The 9,871-nt window shown below is 66.6% G+C and carries 12 protein-coding genes; 6 read left to right on the top strand and 6 right to left on the bottom strand.

The genetic code is table 11. The features are described from left to right. Both M3N53_15230 and M3N53_15225 read left to right on the top strand, forming a co-directional pair. Window positions 1-394: hypothetical protein (locus M3N53_15230; protein ID MDP9069675.1), on the top strand; the 394-nt coding region annotated here is incomplete at its 5' end. Window positions 395-593: 199 nt separating this feature from the next. Then, entirely contained in the window at window positions 594-1,811 is a 1,218-nt protein-coding gene (locus M3N53_15225; GenBank protein ID MDP9069674.1) for a hypothetical protein, read from the top strand. On the opposite strand, the gene M3N53_15220 is transcribed toward M3N53_15225, so the two are convergent. The 3 genes from M3N53_15220 to M3N53_15210 form a co-directional block, all read right to left on the bottom strand. Continuing rightward, window positions 1,808-2,644: a methylenetetrahydrofolate reductase gene (locus M3N53_15220; protein ID MDP9069673.1), complete on the bottom strand. Its 837-nt coding sequence runs from the start codon at window positions 2,642-2,644 to the stop codon at window positions 1,808-1,810. The two genes, M3N53_15225 and M3N53_15220, sit on opposite strands and share 4 nt — an antisense overlap. A gap of 34 nt (window positions 2,645-2,678) precedes the next feature. Continuing rightward, window positions 2,679-3,770 carry an RNA polymerase sigma factor gene (locus tag M3N53_15215; protein MDP9069672.1) on the bottom strand — a complete coding sequence of 364 codons (1,092 nt, stop codon included), beginning with the start codon at window positions 3,768-3,770 and terminating at the stop codon, window positions 2,679-2,681. A gap of 75 nt (window positions 3,771-3,845) precedes the next feature. Beyond that, entirely contained in the window at window positions 3,846-4,184 is a 339-nt protein-coding gene (locus tag M3N53_15210; protein ID MDP9069671.1) for a hypothetical protein, read from the bottom strand. 135 nt (window positions 4,185-4,319) lie between these two features. Here M3N53_15210 and M3N53_15205 point away from each other — a divergent pair, with 135 nt between their 5' ends. The 4 genes from M3N53_15205 to M3N53_15190 all read left to right on the top strand — a co-directional run bounded on the left by M3N53_15205 (window position 4,320) and on the right by M3N53_15190 (window position 7,834). Next, window positions 4,320-4,778, top strand: a complete 459-nt coding sequence (locus M3N53_15205) for a secondary thiamine-phosphate synthase enzyme YjbQ (GenBank protein ID MDP9069670.1) — start codon at window positions 4,320-4,322, stop codon at window positions 4,776-4,778. Beyond that, complete coding sequence (locus M3N53_15200) at window positions 4,775-5,710, top strand: polyprenyl synthetase family protein (GenBank protein MDP9069669.1); 936 nt, start codon at window positions 4,775-4,777, stop codon at window positions 5,708-5,710. The genes M3N53_15205 and M3N53_15200 overlap by 4 nt, the downstream gene beginning before the upstream one ends. Before the next feature lie 122 nt (window positions 5,711-5,832). Then, entirely contained in the window at window positions 5,833-7,032 is a 1,200-nt protein-coding gene (locus M3N53_15195; GenBank protein MDP9069668.1) for a hypothetical protein, read from the top strand. A 148-nt stretch (window positions 7,033-7,180) separates the two neighbouring features. Continuing rightward, a complete protein-coding gene (locus M3N53_15190; GenBank protein ID MDP9069667.1) occupies window positions 7,181-7,834 on the top strand; it encodes a hypothetical protein in 654 nt (217 codons plus the stop codon). 49 nt (window positions 7,835-7,883) lie between these two features. Here the strand turns inward: M3N53_15190 and M3N53_15185 are convergent, their stop codons facing one another. The 3 genes from M3N53_15185 to M3N53_15175 all read right to left on the bottom strand — a co-directional run. Continuing rightward, window positions 7,884-8,522, bottom strand: a complete 639-nt coding sequence (locus M3N53_15185) for a TetR/AcrR family transcriptional regulator (GenBank protein ID MDP9069666.1) — start codon at window positions 8,520-8,522, stop codon at window positions 7,884-7,886. Between the two features lie 17 nt (window positions 8,523-8,539). Then, window positions 8,540-8,899 (bottom strand): HPF/RaiA family ribosome-associated protein, encoded by a 360-nt coding sequence (locus M3N53_15180; protein ID MDP9069665.1) that lies wholly within the window; start codon window positions 8,897-8,899, stop codon window positions 8,540-8,542. Next, a partial coding sequence (locus M3N53_15175; GenBank protein ID MDP9069664.1) for a glycosyltransferase family 4 protein occupies window positions 8,896-9,871 on the bottom strand: 976 nt, incomplete at its 5' end. The genes M3N53_15175 and M3N53_15180, both read right to left, overlap by 4 nt.

Here is a 9,871-nt window from a genome sequence, read left to right as displayed (position 1 = left end):
ACCCCAGCCCGAGCCGACGGAACCCCAGCCCGAGCCGACGGAACCCCAGCCCGAGCCGACGGAACCCCAGCCCGAGCCGACGGAACCCGCGACCCACCTGCGGGCGGTCGACCTCAGACTCTCTCGGCACCTCATCGCCCGCGGGCGTGTCCATGCCGGAGAGGCCGAGATGTGCTCGAGCGGGGTCGCCGTATCGCTAGAGCGGCGCGCGAGTTCAGGCTGGGTGCGCCTGCGGACGAAAACGACCCGAGACGACGGCAGTTTCCGGTTCGACCTACGTGACCGGCCGGGGCGCTACCGAAGTGTCGTGGACGAGGTCGCCGGAGGCGAGGGTGACGGCCGCTACATCTGCGGCGCGGCTGCCTCGGCTCCCGTTTCACACCGTCACCGGTAGGGAGTCGCTAACGGCGCAAGATGCAGCCGAACCTTCTCGAGCGGTTGCAGCCGATGCCGATTGTGGTCACCTCTCGCTCGGGCCCGGGTCCCTGTTCTCGAAGGAGCTCTTGCGCAGCCGGCGAATCCACACGGGACAAGTCGTGGAGCGCGGTGGGGGAGGTAGTACTTCTGTGATGCGTCTTCGACGAGGTCGCGCTATGAGCCGGCGGCTGGGGATGTGCACGCTCCTCGCTGCGCTCGTTGTGGCGGCATCGCTCCCGACAGCTACGGCTGCCGCTCGAGCGCCCGCTCCTCCGGACGCCAGCGACAACGTTCGGCTGACGCACAGCTTCCCGTACCGGGTCAAAGACATACCGTTCAATGTCGGCGGGAGCGACCTTGCCTTCCAGGGCCGCTTCGTCTACGCAGCGGAGCGCGGTTGGGAGGGCTCATCCGGCGGCGTCCACATCTACGACGTGAGCAAGCCGGAGGTTCGGAAGGTCGGCTTCGCGCCCTGCGGAGGCTGGCAGAACGACGTCGCGGTGGTCGAGCCGGGTCTGATCGCGGTCGGCTACCACCAAGGGAAGTACAACTGCGGCAACCCCAAGGGAGGCGTGACGTTGATCGACGTCAGCAATCCCCGCAAGCCGAAGATCCTCGGGAGTACCGCGGGCGAGCTCCCGCCCGGCACCGATCCGCTAGGTGCGTACTTCACGGGCCCTCACACGATCACCACTTACCCCGGGAAGCCGATCATCTACGCGTCTCCCGGCGGACGGCAGATGGGCGCCGAGCCTGTAGAGACGATCATCGACGTGTCCGACCCGCGGCGTCCGAAGGTCGTCGGCACCTTCGACAGCGGCATCGGGTGCCATGACCTGACCTTTGACATCCGCGGCGACCGGAAGCTCGCGTTCTGCGCGGGACCGGGCGAGACGCAGATCTGGGACGTCGCAGATCCGATCGCTCCCCAGTTGATCGGTCACATCGTGAATCCGTTGCACAACTTCCACCATTCTGTCGCGGTTTCCAGTGATGGGCGCTATGCGGTCGTTGGGACCGAGACGGGTGGGAATGACTGCATCGGTGGACCTACTGGAGCTCTGTTCATCTACGACGTGACCAACCCGCGGGCGCCGGTGATGTTGGGGTACTTCGGCGCTCCTCGTGGGCCGCACTCGATCTTCGTGTATGGCCGCGAACCTGAGGGAGATTGCGCGGCCCATCTCTTCAACCTGATCCCCGGCACGTTGACCGTGGTCAGCGGCAACTACTGGGGCGGGATGAGCGTGGTCGACTTCAGCAATCCGGTGGCTCCTCGTGAGGTGGCGCACTACCGAACCGAAGACACGAATTACTGGGCCGCCTACTGGTACAGGGGCCGGGTCTTCGCGAACGGGTTCAAGAGCTTCGACGTTTTCGACGTGGCTCTCTAGCGGACGGTAGTGAGTCGCTCCGCCATCTCGCGGAAGCGGCCTACCGGGACCAAGTGAACCCCGTCGAACGCCTCCGATTCCTCCAACGACGCGATCTGTTCGCACGCGATGTCGATGCCGACGCTCGGGTCGTCGTCGAGCTTGTCGATGATCGCCTCGGGGATGCGGATCTCGGGGATCGAGGCGTTCACGCTGCGCGCCATCCTGCTGCTGGCGAGCACGAGCACGCCGGCGTAGACCTTGCCCTCGAAGTCGAGGCTCTCTCGCCACCGCCGCAAGCGATCGATCGAGTAGCTGATCTGCACGAAGATGAAATCGGCCCTCGTCCTCCACGCCAGCGGCCGCCCCACCTTCGCGACGGTCCCGATGCGGAAGTCGGGATAACCCTGGAACAGCGGGCCGGTGCCGAAGGAGCGGACCTCGTCGATCATGCCGCGCACCGTGAGGTCCTCTGTTCTGCGGCCCTCTCTCGGGGCGTCTCCGTAGACGAAGAGGAAGTGGTCGACGCCGTACGCGGCCGCGGTGAGAAGGTCTCTGCGGAAGCCCAGCAGGTTGCGGTCGCGGGCGTTCATGCAGGCGATCGACAGCCCGCCCATGTAGGCGACCTCGTGCGCGACCGAGACGCTGGAGACGGTTGCTCGTCCCAGGTGGTTGTCCGGGATCAAGAAGGCGTCTGTGACGGGGCTCAGCACGTCGATCTGCTCGCGCACGTGCTCGATGTCGGGGCGGCGCGGGGGCTCGATCTCGCACAGGATCCGGAAAGGGCCATCCTCTAAGAAAGACGGCGGCGGCTCTGGGGGCCGGGGAACTCCGGAGTCGTAAGAGGAACTCATCTCCTGGATATACCAGGAGCGGGGGGTGGAGCCGCTATGGGGCGACGGTCTCCTGGATCTCTTGGACCGTCGACTTCACCTTGCGCACGACCTTGTCGCCCTCTGCGGCACCCGGACCGACCGAGCCGTCTTCGTCTTGCTCCTCCCGGTAGTCAGGGCCCTCCCCGCCCCGGCGGTTGGAGGCGTTGCGCCGGATTTCGGCCACCAGATCTGTAGCCGTCTTGACGACGTCGGCGGCCGGGGCCGGTGCCGGATCGGCTGCCTGTGCCGGTGCCACCCGCTCGCGCACCTGCGACGAGTGAGTGGCCGCCGAGGACCAATCCACGGAGTGTTCCGAAGGCGCAGCGATGTTCGGCGAGGAGGCGACTGGTCGCTCGGGCGCTGGGTCGACCTCTGGCGCGGACGGCACCCCGGTGAGGGCCGCGGCGACGATGATCGCGGAGACCGCGGCGACGCGCTCGGCTATGAACGGTGCCGCCGACGGCGAGAGCGATGCCACGCGACCGGCATCCGCCGTGATGCGGTCGTTCATCAGGTGCCGGACGCCTAGGAGCGGGGCGAGCGCCCAGCCTTCGGCTTTGTCCCAGGCGCGGCGCAGCGACATGCGTGCTCGGTGCAAGAGGGCCTTCACCTGTGACGGCGTCATGCGGAGGTGTCCCGCGATCTCCTCGTGCGAGTAGCCCTCGAGGGTGCGGAGCGCCAGAGCGCTCGCGTGCAGCGGCTGGATGTCCTGGATGGCCTTCTGGAGCCGCGGGTAGGCCCCGACGACGATCTCCTCCGGTCCCTGTTCGGTGGCGAGCTCGTCTTGGTCGTCCGGAAGCGCCACCAGGTTCGAGCGCGACCTGGAGCGGATGTGGTCGACGCAGACGTTGGTGGCGATCCTGCTGAGCCAGGCGCCGAGGTAGAAGCTACCGTTGAAGCGAGGCAGCGCAACGTATGCCCTCAGGAACGTCTCCTGCGTGGCCTCCTCGGCGTCCTGGGGCGTCCGCAACATGCGGCTACAGACCGCGAGGACGCGGGCGTGGTAGCGCTTGAAGATCTCCTCGTAGGCGTGCTCGTCCCCGCTCTGGAACGCGATGACCAGAGCGCGGTCGGCGATTCCCCCCGGCGTCCCCTCAGATGCCATGGGGGGAAGGTTCGCCCTCTTTGTCCCTTTTCCTACATCGGGCTCGAATTGGATGCTGGTTCGCCTCCAGTCCGGCTAGCTGTGCGACGGCTCCAGCGGTCGATCGGTGGCGAAGGGGTCGCTAGAAGGCCCCTGCGTCTCGACCGCGGGCCCCGTTGGATAGGCCGCGGGCTCGTTGTTCGTGGTTTGGTCGCTGCTGCTGCTGCCGCCGACCAGGCCCTTCGCCTGGTTCACGATCGGGCTCAGCTTGCCGCTCTTGTAGAGGAAGCCGAGGCCCCCCAGCACGCCCGCCCACAGCGCCTTGCCCTTGTTGCGGGCGACGAAGGACTTCTTCGGCGCACGGGCTTCTTGGACGCGATCGAAGATCTCCTTGATCGCGAGCGCTGCCGCAGCTTTCTTCACGATAGGGCTCATGGCTCCTCCTAGGTCGGTGTCGGTGCTCGATTTGGCTTACCCATTCAGCGAGCGGGCGAACCTCTTGAACAGCCGTTCAGCGCGGTCGCGGACGCGCCCAGCCGAATAACGGCGGCGCTGCGTGACAATAGAGACGTGATCGTTTTCGAAGAGTTCGAGACCAAGACCGGCGGCCGCCTGGATACGCTCGATATCACCGGCGAGGTGATGCAGACGCTGACCGCGTCGGGCATCCAGGACGGGAGCGTGTTGGTGTTCTCGCCGCACACCACATGTTGTGTTCTGCTGGCGGAGGCCGGCGGCGAGACGCGCGCCGCTCTCGAGGACACGATGGAGCGCCTCGCACCCCAGGACGCCTATTACGCGCATGACGATCTGACGATCAGGACCGAGAACCTGGTCGAGGACGAGCCGGCCAATGCCCCGGCGCACATCTTCCAGGTCCTCGCGGGCAAGGCGTCGGAGTGCATCCCCGTCCACGCCGGAAGGTTGTTGCTCGGCGAGCGCCAGCGCGTGCTGTTCGTGGAGCTCGACTCGTCGCGCGAACGCCGCTACTGCATCCAGGTACTCGGTAACGGCTCGTCGCCTCGATGATCGGCCCCTCGTGGCTGGTGGAGGACATGCTGCGCGTCGAGCAGCTCTTGCTGGCGACCGCGGGGTCTTCTGACGTCCCGCTCGTCGGAGAGGCATCGACGCACCTGATCAAAGCCGGCGGCAAGAGGCTGCGACCGGCGCTCGTCATGATCAGTTCGCGCGCGGGTGCCCCCGGGAGTCGTGCCACCGACCTGGCCGCGGCCGCGATCGAGCTCGTGCATCTCGCGACGCTGTATCACGACGACGTCATCGACGAGACCGACACGCGGCGCGGCGCTCCGACCGTGCATTCCAAGTGGGGGCTCGAGGTCGCGGTCCTGGCGGGCGACTACCTATTCGCGAAGGGGTGCGTGCTGGCGGCCGAGGCCGGCGGGGAGGTCACCGACATCTTGTCGCGAGCGATCGCGGAGGTGTGCGAGGGCCAGATCGTGGAGACCACGGCGGTGGGCGATCCGAGGCGGGCGCCGGACGAGTACCGGCGTACGATCGAGCTGAAGACGGCAGCGCTGTTCGGGGCGGCGGGTGAGCTCGGGCCGGCTACCTCGGGAGCGCCAGAGCTTCGCGAGCCACTGCGCGTCTACGGGCGCAACCTCGGGCTCGCCTTCCAGATCGTCGACGACCTTCTGGACCTGGTGGGCGACCCGGAGGTGACCGGCAAGGTGCCGGGCACAGATCTGAAGGAGGGCGTTTTCACGCTGCCCGTTCTGATCGCGGCGGAGCGGGAGCCGTTGCTGGTGGAGCGCATCGCGGCGGGGAGCCGCGACCTGGCGGAGCTTCTGCCGCTCCTGCGCTCCAGCGGGGCGATCGATGCGGCCCTCGCCGAGGCTCGGGCCCACGTCGCAGCCGCCCTGAAGGCCCTCGAGCCGCTCGCGGACTGCGACTGGACGGAGGCCCTCCGGACGATCCCAGAGGGCGTCCTAGCCCAGCTCTAACCCCGTTCTGAGCGCGCGAATGGTCGTTATGCAGCCATTCGCGCCACCGGGCCTGTGTCCCGCATCTGGCCGATATCGGCTGCGTGTAGGCGTCAGCGACAGAGCGGCGAACCGTTGTGCCTATGAAGGACATCCACCTGTTCCGCGCCGCCACTCTGACTCTTGCCGTCGCCGCCGTTGCTGGCTTCGGCGCCCTGTGGTCTCCCGCAGTTCCGGCTGGAGCCCGCCCCCCGGGCGTCGGCGAAGGGCTGAAACCCATCGCGATGATTCCGTTCGAGAACGGGACCCATCTAGAGGTGACGACGATCAAGGGCCGCGATTACGCGTTTGCCACCGACGTCGACCCCGGCTCCCTGCGCGTGATCGACGTGACGGTCCCACAGAAACCGCGCGTGGTAGCGAAGCTTCGATGTGGTGGGTTCCAAGGCAACGTGCAGATCTCTCACGACAAAAAGACGCTGCTGATCGGTCTGGATGCCCCTTCGAAAGGCGGGTGCATGCCTGTCGGACAGATGGGCTTCGTCACGATCGACATCTCCAAGCCGAGCAAGCCGCGCCCGGTCGGCTATGCCACGATCGAGCGCGGGTCGCACTCTCTCGCTACGCACCCAAGCAAGCCGTACGTGTACAACGGGGAAGGCTTTCCCGAGACTTCCGGCGAGATGCAGGTGTGGTCGATCGCCGATCCGGCTCGCCCGAAGCTCGTGACGACGCTCGACACCGGCGCCCATAGCCCGCACGACCTCGCGTTCAACAAGGACGGCTCAATGGCGGCTACCGCCAACGTTGTCAACTTCCACGTCTTGGACACAACGAACCCCGTCGACCCGAAGATCGTGGCGACCAGTCAGTGTCCCGGCTGCCTCCACACCCATGAGGCGCGCTTCACGCCCGACGGCAAGAAGGTGATCGTCAACGACGAATACCCGGCCGCGCCCACTTGTCCCACCGGCGGCCTCTACTTCTACGATCTGAGCAGGGACCATCAACTCACTCTCACCGGTGCCTACCTGCAGGGAGAGAAGGGCGCCAACGCGAACAACGAGGCCGGATTCTGCACGCCGCACGTGTTCGACATCTCGGAAGATGGCATGAAGCTAGCGACCTCGTGGCACACGGCTGGGATCAAGTACCTGGACATCAGCGACACGTCGGGGATCACGGTGGGGGCAGAGCAGGTGGTTCCGGGGGGTCCGAAGGAGCTGGGCTGGTACGCCAACAGGGGTGGAGATGCTTTCACGGCGAAGCTTCACGAAGGGCCGTACATCTACACGGTGGACGTGCGCCTGGGCTTCCAGATCTTCAAGATCGACCGCCCATAGGTGCCTGCCCGCCGCCGCACCACCACCTGAGCCAGCCATCCCCCAGATCGCTTCTCCTTCGTACCGGCGAGTCCGGCGCGTCCCGTTGTTTAGCTGTTGCTAGCGATGGTATAACAGTTGCAAGCATCCGCAAGCAAGGAGGATCCACATGGCCAGCAGGCTCGAATCACTTGGGAACATCCGGGAGAAGGCGATGGAGCTCGGCGTGTACCTGCCGCTCGGCGCCTACTCCAAGGTCCGCGACGAGCTGTCGGACCTGAACTCGAAGCGCGTCCGCAAGGCCTTCGACGGCCTCATCGAGCGGGGCGAGGACCGCCTGGAGCCGGTCGAGCGCCTCATCCGTCGTCGTGCGCGTCAGGCTGAGAAGCGCGTCGACGAGGTCCAGCGCGACGTCGCCAAGACCGCTCGCAAGACCACCCGGCGTGCGACCGCGGCGGCCGACACGGTTGCGCCGAAGCTTCCCCGCGTCGCGGCCCCCAAGAAGGCGAGCGAGCTTCCCATCAAGGGCTACGCCGGCCTCACGGCCAGCGACATCGTGTCGGAGCTGCGCGGCCTCACCCAGACCGAGCTCGCCAAGGTCTACAAGTGGGAGCGTGCGCACGAGAACCGCTCTACCATCCTCGACGCGATCGACTCGAAGTTCGTCGAGCTTCCGATCCCGACCTACGACGCGCTGAACGTGGACGAGATCGTGCAGCGTCTCGACAAGCTCGAGACCGACGAGCTGAAGGTGATCCGTCGCTACGAGGCCGAGACGAAGGACCGCACCACGGTCATCGAGAAGATCGACTCGCTGATCTAATAGTTGCTCCGACGCCCGGCTCCCACAGGAGCGGGGCGATCAGAACGGCCTAACGCACGACCTTGGGCCCGGCCGGTTTCGAACGGCCGGGCCCTAACCTTTTCACGAACATGTCGACGAGGTGCTCGATGTAGCTGCCCTCGTCCGCCGGCAGCATGTGCTTGCCGCCGAGGATCTCTTGCTCGACGAAGAACGCGAGCAGGGAGTTGAAGAAGATCCGCGCGGATACCGTTGGGTCGACCTGCGCCCGGACCCGGTCGTTCATGCGGTCCTCGAGGATGCGCGCCAGCTCCTGGATCGATTCGTTCACCGCGTCCGCGAAGAACGCCTCTTTTTCCTCGGGGAACACCTGCACCTCTTGCAGCAACAGCCGCGCGAGCTCGGTGTTCTGTTTCAAGACGTCGAAGAAGCCGCGCGCCAGCACGATCAGAAGCGCGCGCAGATCCAGTTGCTCTGCCAGCTCCGGCAGCGTTCGGAGCAACGGCAGGAACGAGTACTCGTCGATGATGGCGCGGAACAGGTCGCGCTTCGATTCGAAGTAGTGATAGATGAGGCCTTCTGTGATCTCGGCCTCGCGCGCGATGTCGCGCATCGAGGTGCCGTGGAAGCCTTTCTCCGCGAACAGGTGCAGGCTCGTCTGGAGGATGTCCTCCCGGCGGTCCCGTCGCGTGTGCTGCGGCTCGCGCATCTACGGCACCCTGCGACCTAGTGCTTCGAGAACGAGCTGTGACCGCCGCGGGAGCGGTCGTTTATCTGACGCAAGAGCTCTTCGCGCGCGGTCCTGACCGCTTGGCCCCAGTCGGCGTGGTCGGCGGACGCCACCAGATGGTTCGGTCCGTAGTGGAGCTCGACCACGACGTGGTTCTGCGGCGCCCCGCTCGCGTTGGAGATGCGCACGTCGGCGACGACCTCTTCCTTGAAGTCCTTCAGCCGTCGATCGATCTTCTCCAGGTCACGCTCGACCTGATCGATGTCGGTATCCGTGAGGTCTTGACCCGGGCTAGAAACGCGCAGACGCAATGAGATCTCCTCCTCGAGTGGTAGGTGCTTGATGCTAACGCTCACGCCAGCCAGTCGAGCAGGGGCTGAGGTGGGAGCTCGGCGGAGAAGTTCTCTTGTACGTGAGCGCGGGCCGCGGATCCCATCATGGCCCGGAGTCCGTCGTTACGGAGTAGCTCGATGATGCGGGCCGCGAGGTCGTCGCGTGAGCTCGCGTCTACGACGAAGCCGGTGTGGCCGTCCAGCACCGCCTCCGGTGTGCCTCCCGAGCGTCCCGTGACGCACGGTGTCTCGCACGCGGACGCCTCGAGCAGCACGACACCTAGGCCCTCGATCTCGAGGCCGAACCAGCGATCCACAACGGGGAGCGCGAACACGTCCGCGCTTGCGTAGAGAGCGGGTGCATCCGCGTCCGGAACGCGACCCGCGAACCTGACGGATGCGCCGGTGGTTGCCGCGAGCTTGCGCAACCGCTTTTCCTCCGGCCCCGTTCCGCCGACGACCAGCACGACGTTCGGCACCTCGTTCGCCATCTGCGGCAGCGCCCGGATCAGCCGGTCGACGCCCTTGCGCGCGACGAGGCGCCCGAAGCACAACACGACCTTGCTGTCCGGCTGAACGCCGTAGCGCCGCAGGACGGCCTCGTCCGACGCGTTCGGATGGAACCGGTCGGTGTCGACGCGGGCGCGCAGCCGTTCCATGCGAGGTACCGCGACGTGCATCCTCTGCAAGAGCGAGACAACCGCGGCCCCCGTGTAGTCGCTGACCGGCAGCAGGAGATCGGCGGCCCCCAGCGCGGCGGCCATCCGAGACCGGAGCAGCGGGATCGCGCCCGGCACCACGAGCTCGGCTCCGTGCACGATGACGGAATAACGCAATCCAGCCGAGCGCAGTTGGGGGCCGAGCAGGACGAGCGGCCACGGCGTGCCGAACAGGATCTTGTCCGTTCCCTGCGCCCTCGCTTCCTCGACGATCGCCCGCAACACGGCTCGTCCCGGCCACAGCATGGTGCCGGGGCCGCCGCGCACCGCATATGGA

It is taken from the genome of Actinomycetota bacterium (assembly GCA_030776625.1).
Lineage (GTDB): Bacteria > Actinomycetota > CADDZG01 > CADDZG01 > WHSQ01 > MB1-2.
Note: the sequence above shows the minus strand (reverse complement) of the source record. Positions and strands in the feature narration are given on the sequence as shown.

Coding starts and splice junctions, on each gene's coding strand:
- M3N53_15225 (MDP9069674.1), top strand. CDS start 594: ATGAGCCGGCGGCTGGGGATGTGCACGCTCCTCGCTGCGCTCGTTGTG.
- M3N53_15200 (MDP9069669.1), top strand. CDS start 4,775: ATGATCGGCCCCTCGTGGCTGGTGGAGGACATGCTGCGCGTCGAGCAG.
- M3N53_15190 (MDP9069667.1), top strand. CDS start 7,181: ATGGCCAGCAGGCTCGAATCACTTGGGAACATCCGGGAGAAGGCGATG.
- M3N53_15210 (MDP9069671.1), bottom strand. CDS start 4,184: ATGAGCCCTATCGTGAAGAAAGCTGCGGCAGCGCTCGCGATCAAGGAG.
- M3N53_15220 (MDP9069673.1), bottom strand. CDS start 2,644: ATGAGTTCCTCTTACGACTCCGGAGTTCCCCGGCCCCCAGAGCCGCCG.
- M3N53_15215 (MDP9069672.1), bottom strand. CDS start 3,770: ATGGCATCTGAGGGGACGCCGGGGGGAATCGCCGACCGCGCTCTGGTC.
- M3N53_15185 (MDP9069666.1), bottom strand. CDS start 8,522: ATGCGCGAGCCGCAGCACACGCGACGGGACCGCCGGGAGGACATCCTC.
- M3N53_15195 (MDP9069668.1), top strand. CDS start 5,833: ATGAAGGACATCCACCTGTTCCGCGCCGCCACTCTGACTCTTGCCGTC.